A 16,356-nucleotide genomic window follows, 5' to 3' on the forward strand; every position below is an offset into this window, starting at 1 on the left:
CGCGATCATCTCCGGCGGCAAGGGCGGAGCCGAGGACAAGATCGCCGCCATGGAGGAGGCCGGAATCCGAGTCTCCCCATCCCCCGCACGGCTCGGAAAAACTCTCGTCGATATGCTCAGGGGCGTCGACGAGCGTCCGGCCCGCGTCGCCGGCGCCGCGCTCTGACGTCGTTGCAGCCGAGGGTTAACCGGACGTGACGCCCGGTTAACCCTGAAATGAACCGCGAGTTCACCCCGGACGGACGCAGTCGCCCGTCCGGGGGCGGTTTCGGGTTGCGACCTATCGAAGCGCCGATATGCTCTTGGCGACGTGAATCGCTAGAACAGCCGCGTCGGGCGTTGGCGCCTTATCCGAAAGGCGTGGTGCGCCAGAGCCCAGACGTCTGATAACCGGCGCAATCGCCTCGGATCAGGAGATTCCGCGCTCGTGAAAGTCCCGTTGCGCTGGCCTGCCGCTGAAGAGCCGGCGTCCGAACTCGTGCTGGAGCGCTTCGCGCCCGAGCAGACCTTCAAGACCAAGGTCTACGCCGCGCTCAAGCAGGCGATCCTCAACATGGACATCTACTCCACGCCGGAACCGACGTGGATCGACGAGCGCCAGCTCTCCGAGCGGCTCGGCGTCAGCCGCACGCCCGTGCGCGAGGCGGTGGCGATGCTGGAGCAGGAAGGCTTCGTCAAGTCGATGCCCCGCCGCGGCATCATGGTGCTCAAGAAGACCAAGCGCGAGGTCGTGGAAATGATCCAGGCCTGGGCCGCGCTCGAAAGCATGGCCGCGCGCCTCGTCGTGGAGCAGGCGAGCGACGCCGACATCCGGAAGCTGCGCGTGCTGTTCGAGAAGTTCGACGAGGGCCACAAGCCGTCGGACTTCGTCGGCGAATACTCCGCCGCCAACATCCAGTTCCACCAGACCCTGATCCGGCTGAGCGGTTCGCAGACCCTCGCCGAGATGACCGCGAACCTTTTGGTGCACGTGCGCGGCCTGCGCCAGATCACCATCGGCCGCGACGACCGCGCCAGCCGGTCGATCGTCGAGCATCTCGCGATCATCGAGGCGCTGGAGACGCGCGACGCCGACTTGGCCGAGCGCCATTCCCGCGACCACACGCTCGGCCTCGCCACCTATGTCGAGGAGCACGGCGACATCTTCGACTGAGGCTCAGCTCCTCAGCGCCTCGAGGCCGGCGTAGAGCTCGAGCGCCTCGGGGTTCGCCAGCGCCTCCTTGTTCTTCACCGGCCGTCCGTGCACCACCTCGCGCACCGCGAGCTCCACGATCTTGCCGGACTTGGTGCGCGGGATGTCGGCGACGGCCACCACCTTGGCCGGCACGTGCCGCGGCGACGCGCCCTCGCGGATGCGCGCCTTGACCCGCTTCGTCAGGTCCTCGTCGAGCTCCACGCCTTCCGCCAGACGCACGAACAGCACCACGCGCACGTCGTCGTCGTAATCCTGGCCGATGCACAGCGCTTCCGTGATCTCCGGCATCTTCTCGACCTGCGCGTAGATCTCCGCGGTGCCGATGCGCACGCCGCCGGGATTGAGCGTCGCGTCCGAGCGGCCGTGGATGATCAGCCCGCCGTGCTCGGTCCACTCCGCGAAGTCGCCGTGCACCCAGACGTTGTCGAAGCGCTCGAAATAGGCCGCGCGGTACTTGGCGCCGTCGGGGTCGTTCCAGAAGCCGATCGGCATCGCGGGGAAGGCCTTCACGCAGGACAGCTCGCCCTTGCCGGACGTCATCGGCCGGCCGTCGTCGTCGAGCACCGCGATCGCGAGGCCGAGGCCCGGCCCCTGAATCTCGCCGCGCCAGACCGGATCGAGCGGGTTGCCGAGCACGAAGCAGGAGACGATGTCGGTGCCCCCCGAGATCGAGGCGAGCTGCACGTCGCTCTTAACCGCCTCGTAGACCCAGTCGAAGCTCGAATCGGCGAGCGGAGAGCCGGTGGAGGCGATGGCTCGGACGGTCGAAAGATCGTGGCTGTCGCGGGGGCGAAGGCCCTGCTTCTTCACCCCGTCGATCCATTTCGCGGAGGTCCCGAGGAACGTCATGCCCTCGGCGTCCGCGAAGTCGAACAGCACGGCGGGCGTCGGGTGGAACGGCGAGCCGTCGTAGAGCAGCAGCGTGGCCTCCGCCGCCAGCGCCGACACCAGCCAGTTCCACATCATCCAGCCGCAGGTGGTGAAGTAGAACACGCGGTCGCCCGGCCGGATGTCGGAGTGCAGCACATGCTCCTTCAGGTGCTGCAGCAGCACGCCGCCGGCGGAATGCACGATGCACTTCGGCACGCCGGTGGTGCCGGAGGAGAACAGCACGTAGAGCGGATGGGCGAAGGGAAGGCGTTTGAAGGCCAGCGGCTTCGGCTCGAAACCTTCGAGGAAGCCGTCAAGCGGGACCGCGTCGCGCAGGCCCGACGCCACCTCGCTCGCGCCGCCGAGATAGGGCACGACCACGGTGCGCCGGGCGGTCGGCAGGCCGTCGACGATCGGCTTCAGCTTCGGCGCGATCTCGATGCGCTTGCCGGCGTACCAGTAGCCGTCAACGGTGACGAAGACCTTGGGCTCGATCTGGCCGAACCGGTCGAGCACGCCGCGCTCGCCAAAATCGGGCGAACAGGACGACCAGATCGCGCCGATCGAGGCCGTCGCCAGCATGAAGGCGACGGTTTCCGGGCGGTTCGGCATCATAGCCGCCACCCGGTCGCCTTCGCCGACGCCGGCGACGACGAGGGCCTGCTGGATGCGCGACACCAGCGCGCGCAGCGCGTCGAACGAGAGCTTGGCTTCGGCCTTGTCCTCGCCGCGAAACACGATGGCGTCGCCGTCGCCGGAGCCCCGCAGCAGGTTCTCGGCGAAGTTCAGCCGCGCGTCGGGAAAGAACCGCGCGCCCGGCATGGCGTCGCCGTTCTCGAGCGCGCGTTCGCCCTTGTCGCCGATGACGCGGCAGAAGTCCCAGACGAGGTCCCAGAAGGCCGGGCGGTCTTCGATGGACCAAGCGTGCAGGGCGCGGAACCCGTCGAGCGGACGGCCGGCGCGCTTTTCCGCCTGCGCGGAGAAGCGCGCGATGGCGCTGCTCCCGATGCGCTCGTCCGAGGGCGACCAGAGCGGCGCGGCGGCGGTCGTCATGCGGGAGGCTCCGGCTGGCGGCGTGGGGAAAGCTGGCGTCGCTAAACTTATAAGCGCAGCCTGAAGCGGCCGGAAGCCGGTCTTGGCGCTTCGCGGGCGGGGGCGCTATAAGCCGGTACGCTTCGCGCGCGGGGCCCCGTTCCGCAAGAGAGATCCGATCGAATGCGTCGTATCGTTCTCGGCCTCGTCGCCGCGGCGCTTGCGCTTGGCGTCGCCTTCGCGGCGCTTCTGGCGCGCGGCTCCGAAAGCGGGTTCGAACGCGCCGTCCTCGAGCGGCTTCACACCGGAGCCGGCCTTCGGCTGGACGCGCGCGGAACGGCGGTCGGACTTCTGCCTGCGCCGCGTCTGCGTCTCACAGACGTGACGGTCCGGGCTCCGGACGGCGCCGAACTCGCCCGCGCGCGGTCGCTGACGGCCACCCCCCGCCTCGCTCCACTGCTGTTCGGACGTGTGGAGCTGGAGACGGTCGCGCTGGACGGTGTCGTGGCCACCGTCACGGACGCCGATCTCGACGCTTTCGCCGACGCCTTGCGCGGGTGGATTCTCGTGGGGGCGCGGCCTCCTACGCTGCGGGTGACAGACGGCGAACTGGTCTGGGGCCACGCGCGCATCCGCGGGATCGATTTGGGGCTCGCCTGGCCCCGCGGCGGCGCGCTCGGGCTGACGGCCGCCGGCCGGTTCCGCGGCCGCCCGGTGGAGGCGACGGCGACCCTCGACGACCCGACCGCGGTCGCCCTCGGCCGGAGCGGCGCGGTGCGCGCCCGGTTCGAGGGCGGCGGCGTGCGTCTCGCTTATGACGGCCACACGACGACGGACGGCGCATCCGCCCGCATAGACGGCCGCATCGCCGCGCGGGCGGATTCGATCCGTGACGTCGCGCGCTGGTTCGGCGCTCCTCTTCCGGCCGTCGGCCCCGAGCTGAGCGGCGCGACGCTGTCCGGCGCCGCCGCCGTGTCGCGCGCCGGCGTCGCCGTCGACCAGGCGGAGATCGCGGTCGACGGCGCGAACTACGTGGGCGCGGCGCGCTTCGCCCTGTCGGACGCCGGCCGGCCCCAGATCGAGGCCACGCTCGACGCCAGGACGCTGGACGTCACGCCCTATCTCGACGGTCTTGCGCCGGCGTTCGGCGCGGACGGTTCGTGGAGCGGCGTCCGGTTCGACGTGCAGCCGTTCCAGGCGGTGGACCTCGACCTGCGGCTGTCCGCGCGCTCGGTCCGCGCGGGCGGTCTGCGTCTTGGTCCGACCGCCGCCACCGTCACCGTCGCGGACGGCGCGCTCGACGTCGGCGTCGGCGAGGCGCAGGTCTATGGCGGCGTCGTCGCTGGGAGGGCGCGCATCCGCCCGGACGGCCGCGCCAATCACGTGTGGCTCGACCTGCAGGCCAGAGGCGTCGATCTCGAGGACCTGCTGACCGCGGCGCGCGGCGAGGCGGCCCTGTCCGGCGCGTTCTCGGTCGAGGCCTCCCTTACGGGATCCGGCGGATCGATGGAGGAGATCGTGTCGAGCCTGTCCGGCGAAGGCGCGGCGCGGCTGCAGGACGGGGTCATGGGCGGCTTCCGCGCCAAGGCGCTCGTTCTGCTTGGCCTTGGCGGGCGTCTGGAGATCAGGTCGATCGACGGCGCCATGACTATGGCGGGCGGGGTGGCCAGGCTCCGGGAGCTCGCGCTCGTCGGTCCGGCGGCGCGCGTCGACGTCGCGGGGGAGGCGGACCTCCGCACGCGCCGCTTCGACCTCGGGGGCAGGCTGGCGGCCGGGAACGGCGCGTCGGCTCCAGTGCGGATCGACGGCCCGTTCGACGATCCGCGCCTGAGGCTCGACAGCCGGTCGTCGTTCGGCCGCGGTGGGGACGCCGGGGCGACCGAAGCCGCCGTCGCGCCCTGACGCCAGTTCAGCGGCCCGCGGCTGCGGCGCGTTCGGCCTTCAGCCGCTCGTTCTCGGCGCGCTTGGTCGCGATCGAGGCGATGATCACGCCGGTCGTGACGATGGCGATCAGGATCGAGCATACTGCGTTGATCTCGGGCTTCACGCCAAGGCGCACCGACGAGTAGATCCGCATCGGCAGGGTCGTCGCGCCGGGCCCGGTCGTGAACTGCGAGATCACCAGATCGTCGATCGAGAGCGTGAAGGCGAGCATCCAGCCGGAGACCACGGCTGGCAGGATGATCGGCAGCGTGACCACGAAGAATGTCTTGAACGGCGGGCAGCCGAGGTCGAGGGCGGCCTCTTCGAGGCTCCTGTCGAACGTGACAAGCCGGGACTGCACCACCACGGCGACGAAGCACATCGCGAAGGTGACGTGCGCGATCGTGAGCGTGAGGAAGCCGCGCTCGAGATTGATCGCCACGAACAGCAGCAGCATGGAAAGGCCGGTGATGACCTCGGGCATGACGAGCGGCGCGTAGATCATCCCGGAGAACAGCGTGCGGCCCCGGAAGCGGCCGAGGCGGGTCAGCGTCACCGCCGCGAGCGTGCCGAGCACGGTCGCGAGCGTCGCCGAAACGAGGCCCAGGCGGATCGTCACCCAGGCGGCCTCGAGCAGCTGGTCGTTGTGCAGCAGGGAGACGTACCAGCGGGTCGAGAACCCGCCCCAGACCGTGACGAGCTGGCTGTCGTTGAAGGAGTACAGCACCAGGATCAGGATCGGCAGGTACAGGAACGAGAAGCCCAGCACGAGCGCGGTGACGTTGACGGCGGAAAGGCCCTTGGTCACGCCTTGCCCTCCAGCTGGCGGGCCTGGACGTTCTGGTAGACCGCGATCGGCACCACCAGCACCAGCAGGAGCAGCACCGCGATCGCGGACGACACCGGCCAGTCGCGGTTGAGGAAGAACTCGTTGTAGAGCGTCTTGCCGATCATCAGCGTCTCGGAGCCGCCGAGCAGGTCGGGGATGACGAACTCGCCGACCGCCGGAATGAACACCAGGAAGCAGCCGGCGATCACGCCCGGGATCGAGAGCGGCACGGTGATCTGCCAGAACGCCTTCCAGGGCGGCGATCCAAGGTCGGCCGCCGCCTCCAGCAGCGACTCGTCGAGCTTTTCGAGGCTGGCGTAGAGCGGCAGCACCATGAACGGCAGGTAGGAGTAGACAATGCCGATGAACACGGCCGTCTCGGTGTTCATGATGTAGAGCGGCTCGGAGATGATCCCGGTCCAGAGCAGGAAGGCGTTCAGCAGACCCTCGGGGCTCAGGATGCCGATCCAGGCGTAGACGCGGATCAGCAGCGAGGTCCAGAACGGCAGGATCACCGCCATGACGAGCGCCGGCCGTATCGACTTCGGCGCGCGCGCCATGGCGTAGGCCATGGGATAGCCGATCAGCAGCATCAGCAGCGTCGAGATGACCGCGATGCGCAGGCTCGACAGATACGAGACCCAGTAGAGCTCGTCCTCGGTCAGGAGCGTGTAGTTCTCGAAGTCGAGGCCGTTCCACCACTCGACCACGCCCTGCCAGCCGGCCGAAAGGTCGAGAAGCGGCGTGTAGGGCGGCTGCGCGATCGTCGCGTCGGAGAGCGAAATCTTCAGCACGATCACGAACGGCGCGAGGAAGAAGATCAGCAGCCAGACGTAGGGGATCGCGATCAGGATGCGGCGGCCGAGGCCGCTCGATCCCGCCCGCTTGGTCGCGACGGCGTCCGTCATGGCCGGGCCCTCACGACGTCAGCAGCACGCCGGCGTCCGGCGCGAACCAGACATGGACCTTGTCGTCCCAGGCGATCGGCGCGGTTTCGGTGCGGGTGGCGTTGGCGCGGCTGACGCGCATGATCTTCTCGGAGCCGTCGAGCTTGACCAGAAACTTGGTCCAGTCGCCGAAATAGGCGATGTCCCAGACCTCGCCTCTCAGCACGTTGGTCGCGTCGGGCGGAGGCGGCTCGATCGAGATGCGCACCTTCTCCGGGCGCAGGGCGAAGGCGACCTCGGCTCCCTGCGCCGGCGCGGGATCGGGGGCGGCGGCCGCGATCTCGACGGCGGGCTCCGCCACGGCGAGGCGCGCCATGCCTCCGGCGGCGCTCGCCACCTTGGCTTCCAGGATGTTGATGTCGCCGATGAAGTCGGCGACGTAGCGGCAGTTCGGCTGCTCGTAGATGTCGCCGGGGGTCGCCACCTGGACCAGTTTGCCGTGGTTCATGACCGCGATGCGGTCGGCGACGGTCATCGCCTCCTCCTGGTCGTGCGTGACGATCAGGAAGGTGAGCCCAAGCTCCATCTGGAGGTCCATCAGCTCGAACTGGGTCTCCTCGCGCAGCTTCTTGTCGAGCGCGCCGAGAGGTTCGTCGAGCAGCAGCACCTTGGGCCGCTTGGCGAGCGAGCGCGCCAGCGCGACGCGCTGGCGCTGGCCGCCGGAGAGCTGGTGCGGCTTCCGGCTCGCGAAGGGCTCGAGCTTCACGAGCTTGAGCATCTCCTTCACCCGCGCCTCGATCTCGGCCTTGGGCAGTTTGTCCTGCTTCAGGCCGAAGCCGACGTTCTGCTCCACGCTCATGTGCGGGAACAGGGCGTAGGACTGGAACATCATGTTCACGGGCCGCCGGTAGGGCGGCACGCCGGACAGGTCCTGGCCGGCGAGTGTGATGCGTCCCGACGTCGGCTCCTCGAAGCCGGCGAGCATGCGCATCAGCGTCGTCTTGCCGCAGCCGGAAGGGCCAAGCAGGGCGAAGAACTCGCGCTGGTGGATGTCGATCGAGACGTCGTCGACGGCGGTGAAGTCGCCGAAGCGCTTCACGACGTTCTCGAAGCGGATCAGCGGGACCGCGGAGGGATCGAGCCACGGCGCGAACGAACGCCGGATCGGGCCGAGGGCTTTCTGTGCCGGCTTGAGCGCCATGTGCGGGTCCAGCGGGGAGGAGAATTGGACGTCGGGAAGTCTGAAAAGGGACGGTCCCCGGCCAGGCGCGCCGACCGGGGACCTCTCAGTTCTCGGCGCCGGTCAGCGCCCGCTCTTGGCCTTGGTCCATGCGCGGGTGAGCGCGCGCTGGACCTTCGAATCCTCGACTGTCGGGACGGTGTAGAGGCGCTGGAACACCTCCGGCGTCGGGTAGATCGCCGGGTTGCTCTTCACCGCTTCGTCGAGCAGGTCCTGGGACTTCAGGTTGCCGTTGGCGTAGGAGACGTAGTTCGACGCCTTGGCGGCGACCTCCGGCTTCAGGATGTAATTCAGGAAGATGTGGGCGTTCTCGACGTTCGGCGCGTCGGCCGGGATCGCCATCTCGTCGAACCAGAGCTGCGCGCCCTCCTTCGGGATCACGTATTCGACGTTCACGCCCTTGTCGGCTTCCTCGGCGCGGCTCTTGGCCTGGAAGACGTCGCCGGAATAGCCGACGGTGACGCAGATGTTCCCGTTCGCCAGCGCGTTGATGTATTCCGACGAGTGGAACTTGGTGATGTAGGGCTTGAGCTTGCCGAGATGCTCGGCGGCCTTCTCCACGTTCTTGACGTTCGTCAGGTCCGGCTCGAGCCCGAGATAGGTCATGACGGACGGAAGAAGATCCTCGGGGCTGTCGAGCAGCATCACGCCGCAGCTCTTCAGCTTCTTGAGGTTGGCGGGATCGTAGACCAGCGCCCAGCTGTCGAGCGGAGCGTCGGGGAACGCCTTCTTGACCTTGTCGACATTGTAGCCGATGCCGGTCGTGCCCCACATGTAGTTGATGGAATAGGCGTTGTCGGGATCGTACTTGGCGATCCGCTGGTAGATCTCCGGCCAGGCGTTGGCGAGGTTCGGCAGCTTCGACTTGTCGAGCTTCTGGAACACGCCGGCCTTGATCTGGCGCGACAGGAATGTCGCGCTCGGAACCACCACGTCGTAGCCGGTCTTGCCGGTTAGAAGCTTGGTTTCGAGGATCTCGTTGGAATCGAAGACGTCGTAGACGACCTTGATGCCGGTTTCGGCCTCGAAATCCTTGAGGACCTGCTCGTCAATGTAGTCGGACCAGTTGTAGACGCGGACTTCCTTGCTCTGGGCGAAAGCCTGTCCCGCGAGGCCCACAGCCAGACCGCACGCCGCCGCCAGCGTGCGCAGCAATCGTTTCGACGTCATGCGCCGTCTCTCCTGTCGCGATCGCCCGCCGAGGAGGGCGCGAAGGCAAGGCTAGCCTCGCCGGATAACAGGCACAACACATTCCCTGCCCGCTAGCGCGCCATGCCTTCAAATCATGCTGCGGCGCGGCGGATTGATTTGATTCACGGCCTCGGGCACGCTGGAGCGACGCCGCCAGCCGGCGTCCGGACGGCTCTCCACCGTCTGGCGCGACCGTTTCGAGATTCCCCCTCCAGACCCGATCCGGGAGCGGGCCGCGCGACGCGACGGGCGGGACGCCCGCCGCAGGTTCGATGATACGGCTCGGGTCGAGCCGCCGCATCCGCGGGCCCGTCCGGGCTGCGGCGGCCTCGCGCGCAAGGTGCATGATGAGCAAGAAGAAGCGCAGCAGTCTCAAGGAGGCGATCGCCGACCGGCGCGGCGCGGCCTCTCTCGAGGAGGCGCGCGCCTGGGTTCTCGAGCGGGGCGTCGAGGAGCTCGAATGCGTCGTGGCCGACCAGGCCGGCGTCGCGCGCGGCAAGATCATGCCGGCCGCCAAGTTCTTCGCCTCGCCGACGATGAACATGCCGTCCTCGATCTTCCACCAGACCATCGCCGGCGGCTACGCGGACGACGACGTGGTGGGCGGCGGCGATCCCGCCGACAGCGACGTGGTGCTGGAGCCCGACTTCGCGACCCTCGCCGTCGTGCCCTGGGCGTCCGACCCGACCGCGCAGATCATCCATGACGCGTTCCATCGCGACGGCCGGCCGGTCGAGGTCTCGCCGCGCCAGCTCCTGAAGCGGGTGGTCGACCTTTACGACAAGAAGGGCTGGACGCCGGTGATCGCGCCGGAGATCGAGTTCTATCTCGTCAAGCCCAACACCGATCCCGACTATCCGCTGGAGCCGCCGATCGGCCGTTCCGGCCGCCCGGAGACGGGCCGGCAGTCGTACTCCATCTCCGCGGTGAACGAGTTCGACGAGCTGTTCGAGGACATCTACGACCTCTCGGAAGCGCAGGGGCTTGAGATCGACACCCTGATTCACGAGGAGGGCGCCGCGCAGATGGAGATCAACCTGCGGCACGGGCACCCGCTCGCGCTCGCCGATCAGGTCTTCATGTTCAAGCGCACGATCCGCGAGGCGGCGCTCAAGCACAACATCTACGCCACCTTCATGGCGAAGCCGATCGCGAACGAGCCCGGCTCCGCCATGCACATCCACCAGTCGGTGCTGAACGCCGACGGGAGCAACCTGTTCTCGGACCCGCAGGGCAAGCCGTCCTCCGAGTTCTTCGCCTTCCTCGCGGGCACGCAGAAGTACCTGCCGGCGGTGATGTGCGTGCTGGCGCCTTACGTGAACTCCTACCGCCGGCTGACGCGCCAGTCGTCCGCCCCCATCAACGTGCAGTGGGGCTACGACAACCGCACCACCGGCATCCGCGTGCCGCCGTCGGGGCCGTCCGCCCGCCGGGTCGAGAACCGGGTGCCGTCGTCCGACGCCAACCCCTATCTCGCGATCGCCGCGTCGCTCGCCTGCGGCTATCTCGGCATGATCGAGGGGCTGCAGCCGACGGAGCCGATCGAGGGCTCCGCCCACGGCCTCGACTACGCGCTGCCGCGCGGCCTGCTCGAGGCGGTCGCGGCCTTTGAGGACTGCACGCCGCTTCAAGACGTGTTCGGCCGCTCCTTCATCGACACCTACGGCGCGATCAAGCGCGCGGAGTTCGAGACCTTCATGCGCGTGATCAGCCCGTGGGAGCGCGAGTACCTGCTGCTGAACGTGTGACGAACGCCCGGCAAGCGACGCCCGTGACGGAAGCAAGGCCCCGGCGGATAGCGAGGAACACGTTTTCTCGCGACGTTGCCGAGGCTATCGGCGGACGCCACTGCTTCCGGTTCGGTAAGTATCTGGGTTCGATGCTCTATCTGGATTTCGGGGGATCAGCGCAGACCATCGACAAACGCCGCAAGCGGATCGTCGAGGATCCGCGCGCCACGATCTCGATCTATGACGTGCGTTGGACGTTTCGGCGGGCTGGAGCGCCATGGATCTGCAGCGAGACCATGTCGGATGAAGCGACGCCTTCGATCATCGCGGCGTTGAAGGAGAGGCCGTTCAAACAGGTCCACTTTCCGAGCGTCGTGGTCGCCAGGTTCGAATTCGCGTCGGATCTCTGCCTCGACGTCGACCTCACCGACGAGTGGGATGCGCAAAGCGACATCGTCGCTTTTCGATCGGAGACGAAGAAGCTTAGCATCTCGCCCCGAGGATACATCTACGACCAGTCGAAGAGATAACTGACTTTGAGCAGCGATCTCTTCCCAACAGCTTCTTCCTACTACGCGGCCGTGAACCCGGCGCCGGCCCCACGTCCCCGGCTCGACGGCGTGCGGCGCTTCGACGTCGCGATCATCGGCGCCGGCTACACGGGACTGTCCGCCGCGCTGCATCTCGCCGGGCGCGGCGTCTCGGTCGCCGTGCTGGAGCAGGCGCGCGTCGGCTGGGGCGCGTCGGGCCGCAACGGCGGGCAGGTCCACACCGGCCAGCGGCTCGGACAGGACGAGCTCGAGCGGCTGATGGGGCCGGCCGACGCGCGCAAGCTCTGGAACATGGCGGAGGAGGCGAAGGGCCTGCTCCGGGCGCTGATAGCCGACCACGGCGTCGACTGCGCCTATGAGCCCGGCCTGATCCACGCGGACCACAAGCCGCATTTCGTCGAGGAGAGCCGCGCCTACGCCGAGAAGCTCGCCCGCGACTACGACTACCCCCATGTGGAGCCGCTGGACCGCGAGCGGCTTCGCGCGCTGGTGAAGACCGACGCCTATTACGGCGGCTCGATCGATCATGGCGGCGGCCATCTCGATCCGTTGGCGCTGGCCTATGGCCTCGCCCGCGCGGCCGAATCGGCGGGGGCGATGATCTTCGAGGGTTTTCGGGCCCGGCGCCTCGTCCGGGGCAGGCCGCACCGGCTGGAGGACGGAGAAGGCGCCGCCGCGCTCGCGGACACCGTCCTCGTCTGCACCGACGGCCTGCTGGAGGGGGTGGAGCCTGCGGTCGAATCCCACGTCATGCCGATCGCGAACCACATCGCCGTCACCGCGCCGCTCGGCGAGCGGCTGAAGGACGTGCTCACGACGCGCGCGGCCGTCTCCGACAGCCGTTTCGTGGTCTACTACTACCGCCCGACGCCTGACGGGCGGCTGCTGTTCGGCGGCGGCGAGACCTACTCCACCACGCTGCCGAAGGACGTCGCGCCGATCGTGCGGCGGCATCTGACGAAGGTGTTCCCGCAGCTTCGCGACGTCGCGCTGGAGCACGCCTGGGGCGGCGTCCTCGGCGTCACGCCGACGCGTCTGCCCTTCGTGCGCGAGATCGCGCCCGGCGTCCTGACCGCGGCGGGCTATTCGGGCCAGGGCGTGCTGCTGGGGCCGATGTTCGGAAAAATCCTCGGCGACGCGGTCGCCGGACGGCTCGAGGGCTTTGACCTGCTGGCGCGGCTGCCCGTGCCCGCCTTCCCCGGCGGAACCTGGCTGCGCAAGCCGATCCTCGTCGCCGCCATGAGCTACTTCGCCCTGCGGGACCGGCTGTAGCTCAGTGCGCGGGGGCCGCTCCGGCGCCCGCGTCCGGACGCTTCACGAGCGGGACCAGCACGACCAGGGCGAGGAACAGGATCCCGAGCACGAGGAAGACGTCGGCGAAAGCCAGCACCAGACCCTGCTGGCGTACGCTGAGGCTGAGCTGCTTGATCGCGGCGAGGTCCGCGTCCGATCCGAGCGTCGCCGACAGGCTCTGCGCGAGTCCCGCCACGCGTTCCTCCGCCACCTGCCGGCCCCATGTCACGCTCTCGCGCAGGCGCAGCATGTGCAGGTCCTGCCGCTCGTTCAGGAACGTGTTGATGAACGCGAGACCGAAGGCGCCGCCGAGATTGCGCTTCAGGTTGAACAGGGCGCTTGCGTTCTTCAGCTTGTCGGGCGGCAGCGTCGCGAGCGAGACCACGTTGATCGGCACCATGGCGAGCATCAGCGACACCCCGCGCAGGGCCTGCGGCAGGAACAGCTCGCCGAAGGCCCAGTCACGGGTCAGCGCCGTCACGTCGAGGCAGGACAGGCCGAGGCCGACGAAGCCCGTCCCGATCAGCCAGCGCGGATCGACCCTGCGCGACAGCACGCCCACGACCGGCGCGGTCATGAACATGAACATGCCGGTGACGAACACCGTCTCGCCGATCTGCAGGCTGTCGTAGCCGCGCACCCGGCCGAGGAACACGGGGTAGAGATAGGTCAGGCCGTAGAGCCCGACGCCCAGCATGAAGGTGAGCAACGAACCGAAGGCGAAGTTGCGGTCGCGATAGGCCCTGAGGTCCACCAGCGGCTCTTCCGCGACGAAGCAGCGCCAGAAGAAGGCGATCCCGCCCACGACGGTCGCGACCGACAGGACGCGGATGGTCTCGTCCTGGAACCAGTCGTCCTTGGCGCCTTCCTCCAGCACGTATTCGAGGCTGCCGAGGAAGACGGCGAGCGCGATCAGCGCAAGATAGTCGAGCTTGCCGAGCAGGCTGAGGTCGGGCTCGTCGAAATCGACGAGGGTCCAGGCGAGCAGGGTCGCGATCGCGCCGGGGATGATGTTCACCAGGAACAGCCAGTGCCAGGAGAACAGCTGCGTGAGATAGCCGCCGACGGTGGGCCCGACGGTGGGCGCCAGCGTCACGGTCAGGCCGACCAGCGCCATGATCGCGGGCTGGTGCCGCTTCGGGAAGATGGTGTAGGCGGCGGCGAAGGCGGTCGGGATCATGCCGCCGCCGATGAAGCCCTGCAGCGCGCGGTAGACGATCATCTCCGGCAGCGTCGTCGCCGTGGCGCAGAGCGCGCTCGCCAGCGTGAAGCCGGCGGCCGAGATCGTGAACAGCACCCGCGTCGACAGCGCCCGGCCGAGATAGCCGGACAGCGGGATCATGATGACTTCGGCGATCAGGTAGCTGGTCTGGACCCAGGAGATCTCGTCCGGGCTCGCGGCGAGGCCGGCCTGGATTTCCGACAGCGACGACGAGACGATCTGGATGTCCAGGATCGCCATGAACATGCCGAAGACGAGGGCGAGGAAGCCGATCAGGCGGCGCGGCGTCACGACCGGCTCGGAGGGTCCCGCGCCCGGGGCTTGAGGAGCGGAGGCCGCCGACGCGCGGGGGACGCGGATCGGATCGGCGGGCCGGCCGTCGCCTGGGGGGAAGGCGTCGTCGCTCATGGCTCAAGCCCCGGACACGGGGTCTCGGTTCAGCGCTCCCCGGAAGGAGCGCCGGAATCCTTAGGCGTGGTGCGGATGTCGACCGAGGCGATGACGGACAGGCCGGGCCGGAGCCGCCCTTTCGCCACGTCCTCGGGCGCGACGCGCACCCGCACCGGCACGCGCTGCACGATCTTGGTGAAATTGCCGGTGGCGTTCTCCGGCGGCAGCAGGCTGAACACCGCGCCCGAGGCCGGGGCGAGGCTGTCCACCACGCCGGTCACGTCGTGCTCGGGATAGGCGTCGACCGCGAGCCGCACCGTCTGGCCGGGAACGATGTCGCCGAGCTGCGTCTCCTTGAAGTTCGCGTCGACGTAGACCTTGTCGAGCGGCACGACCGCGAGCAGCCGCTTGCCGGGCGTGACGTAGTCGCCGGCCTGCACGCTCTTGTTGCCGACCACGCCGTCGAACGGCGCCCGGATCACGGCGGCGTCGAGGTCGCGCTGGCGCTGGGCCCGCGCCGTCACGAGCTCCGCCAGCGTGCGCTCCGCCTCGCCCTTCTGGGCGACGAGCACGTCGCGGTTCGCTTCCGCGGCGACGACGCCGGCGCGGGCGGCCTCGAACGCCGCGACCGTCCGGTCGCGGTCGGCGCGCGCCTGGTCGAGGTTCTGCCGGCTGCCATAGGTGGAGTTGGCGAGCTGCTGGGCGCGGCCGTAGTCGGCGGCGGCGCGGTCGCGGTCGGCGGCCGCGGAGTCGACCTGGGCCTTCGCCTGCAGGGTCTGGGCGTCGGCGGCGGCGATCTGGCGGTCGAAACGGGCGACGCCGGCCTGCTGGGTCGCGATCTTGGCGTCGGCGGCCTCGACCGCGAGCCGGGCGTCGCCGTCGTCGAGCAGCACGAGCGGGTCGCCCGCCTTCACGAGCGCGTTCTGCTCGGCCGGCACGGACGCGACATAGCCGGAGATCTTGGGGGCCATCACCGCCATGTCGGCGCCGACATAGGCGTCGTCGGTCTCGACCATGAACCGGCCGACCGTCCACCAGGAATGGCCGTAATAGAGGCCGGCGGCGAGCGCCGCCACGGCGACCGCTCCGAGAATGAGGCGCTTCGGCGAGCGCCGGGCGGGCGTCTGCGCGCCCGTTCCGGCCGCGGCCGTCGCGTCGGCGGCGGGCTCCTCCTCGCCGCCGCGGCGCGCGGTCGGTCCGCGCCCGGCGACCTCGCGCGGAAAGGCGGTCGGCTGCGTCTCCGGAAGGTCTCGGTCGGAGGCAGGTTCACGTCGCATCGTCGAGCCCGAAGCCATAGCGGACGTCCTGAAAGCGCCATCTGCCGCGTCGCCGAGCTGTGGCGGGGGCAGGGTGACTGAACCGTTCGGTCAATTACTAGCGCTGCGACGACGGTTCGACAAGAATGACCGAACCGTTCGGTCATTGCAGGCGCGCATGGCGTTCATGCAGGAATCGAGGAGACGCCGGCACGCGGCCCCGAGGGAGCCTTTCGATCCATCGGGTTGTGTACTTGTGAGGCGTTACGACTTCTTTTCGGCAATCCCGGAAGAATCGCGTTTCTTCGTTGTCGCGGAAGTAGGGCGTCGTGTTCCAGAGCTGGGCGCGGCCGGCTTTATTCGGGGCGCGCCCGCACGGGCGGGCGCGCCGGGTGAAACGCTGCGCCCGTCGCCCTCAGCGGGAAAGGAGCGTGTCTGCGTACACGGGAGGCGCGGCGGGCCCCGGCGACCGCGGGCGGTCGGGCATAGCTCCTCGGCGGACGCCTTCCCTGACTGAGACCGCCACAGTGCGCACGCCGTGGCGCAGGCTCGGAACGAGGCCTGCCGCCGCGCGCATGGCTGACCGAACGGTTCGGTCACTGGACGGTCTGAGTGGTCGCTGTTATCTCACGATCGGTGTTTCGAGGGGCGCGACATGGCCTGCGCCCGGCCAGCGCGTTCGCGCGCCGCGGCCTGCGGGCAGCAAGGCGCGGCCGCCCTGGACAAGGCGACAGAGGACCGGACGAC

At 69.0% G+C, this 16,356-nt stretch carries 12 protein-coding genes and 1 pseudogene; 6 read left to right on the top strand and 7 right to left on the bottom strand.

Features of this window, described 5'->3' with window-relative positions:
- Window positions 1-166 (top strand): annotated as a pseudogene (locus ACFSCV_RS09695) (succinate--CoA ligase subunit alpha); the annotation flags it as partial.
- Window positions 167-427: 261 nt separating this feature from the next.
- The gene (locus tag ACFSCV_RS09700) at window positions 428-1,153 is read left to right on the top strand and encodes a GntR family transcriptional regulator (protein ID WP_378799338.1); all 726 of its coding nucleotides are present in this window, start codon (window positions 428-430) and stop codon (window positions 1,151-1,153) included.
- A gap of 3 nt (window positions 1,154-1,156) precedes the next feature.
- Here ACFSCV_RS09700 and ACFSCV_RS09705 read toward each other — a convergent pair whose 3' ends face one another.
- Window positions 1,157-3,118: an acetoacetate--CoA ligase gene (locus tag ACFSCV_RS09705; RefSeq protein WP_378799340.1), complete on the bottom strand. Its 1,962-nt coding sequence runs from the start codon at window positions 3,116-3,118 to the stop codon at window positions 1,157-1,159.
- Between the two features lie 162 nt (window positions 3,119-3,280).
- Here ACFSCV_RS09705 and ACFSCV_RS09710 point away from each other — a divergent pair, with 162 nt between their 5' ends.
- A complete protein-coding gene (locus ACFSCV_RS09710) occupies window positions 3,281-4,999 on the top strand; it encodes an AsmA family protein (protein ID WP_378799342.1) in 1,719 nt (572 codons plus the stop codon).
- A gap of 7 nt (window positions 5,000-5,006) precedes the next feature.
- Here the strand turns inward: ACFSCV_RS09710 and ACFSCV_RS09715 are convergent, their stop codons facing one another.
- The 4 genes from ACFSCV_RS09715 to ACFSCV_RS09730 all read right to left on the bottom strand — a co-directional run bounded on the left by ACFSCV_RS09715 (window position 5,007) and on the right by ACFSCV_RS09730 (window position 9,146).
- Window positions 5,007-5,828: an ABC transporter permease subunit gene (locus tag ACFSCV_RS09715; RefSeq protein WP_378799344.1), complete on the bottom strand. Its 822-nt coding sequence runs from the start codon at window positions 5,826-5,828 to the stop codon at window positions 5,007-5,009.
- Entirely contained in the window at window positions 5,825-6,757 is a 933-nt protein-coding gene (locus ACFSCV_RS09720) for an ABC transporter permease subunit (RefSeq protein ID WP_378799345.1), read from the bottom strand. Before ACFSCV_RS09720 ends, ACFSCV_RS09715 begins: the two co-directional genes overlap by 4 nt.
- Before the next feature lie 10 nt (window positions 6,758-6,767).
- Entirely contained in the window at window positions 6,768-7,937 is a 1,170-nt protein-coding gene (locus ACFSCV_RS09725) for an ABC transporter ATP-binding protein (RefSeq protein WP_378799347.1), read from the bottom strand.
- 102 nt (window positions 7,938-8,039) lie between these two features.
- Complete coding sequence (locus ACFSCV_RS09730) at window positions 8,040-9,146, bottom strand: polyamine ABC transporter substrate-binding protein (protein ID WP_378799349.1); 1,107 nt, start codon at window positions 9,144-9,146, stop codon at window positions 8,040-8,042.
- Between the two features lie 368 nt (window positions 9,147-9,514).
- On the opposite strand from ACFSCV_RS09730, the gene ACFSCV_RS09735 reads away from it, so the two are divergent.
- The 3 genes from ACFSCV_RS09735 (at window position 9,515) to ACFSCV_RS09745 (ending at window position 12,720) form a co-directional block, all read left to right on the top strand.
- Window positions 9,515-10,915: a glutamine synthetase family protein gene (locus ACFSCV_RS09735; protein ID WP_378799351.1), complete on the top strand. Its 1,401-nt coding sequence runs from the start codon at window positions 9,515-9,517 to the stop codon at window positions 10,913-10,915.
- Between the two features lie 131 nt (window positions 10,916-11,046).
- Window positions 11,047-11,427, top strand: a complete 381-nt coding sequence (locus ACFSCV_RS09740) for a hypothetical protein (protein WP_378799353.1) — start codon at window positions 11,047-11,049, stop codon at window positions 11,425-11,427.
- A 6-nt stretch (window positions 11,428-11,433) separates the two neighbouring features.
- The gene (locus tag ACFSCV_RS09745) at window positions 11,434-12,720 is read left to right on the top strand and encodes an NAD(P)/FAD-dependent oxidoreductase (protein ID WP_378799354.1); all 1,287 of its coding nucleotides are present in this window, start codon (window positions 11,434-11,436) and stop codon (window positions 12,718-12,720) included.
- 1 nt (window position 12,721) lies between these two features.
- Here ACFSCV_RS09745 and ACFSCV_RS09750 read toward each other — a convergent pair whose 3' ends face one another.
- Together ACFSCV_RS09750 and ACFSCV_RS09755 are read right to left on the bottom strand one after the other, a co-directional pair.
- Window positions 12,722-14,371, bottom strand: a complete 1,650-nt coding sequence (locus tag ACFSCV_RS09750; RefSeq protein ID WP_378799356.1) for a DHA2 family efflux MFS transporter permease subunit — start codon at window positions 14,369-14,371, stop codon at window positions 12,722-12,724.
- 29 nt (window positions 14,372-14,400) lie between these two features.
- Window positions 14,401-15,630 (bottom strand): HlyD family secretion protein, encoded by a 1,230-nt coding sequence (locus ACFSCV_RS09755; RefSeq protein ID WP_378799358.1) that lies wholly within the window; start codon window positions 15,628-15,630, stop codon window positions 14,401-14,403.
- Window positions 15,631-16,356: the final 726 nt, after the last annotated feature.

Source organism: Methylopila henanensis (assembly GCF_042681025.1).
In the GTDB taxonomy this organism is placed as follows: domain Bacteria; phylum Pseudomonadota; class Alphaproteobacteria; order Rhizobiales; family Methylopilaceae; genus Methylopila; species Methylopila henanensis.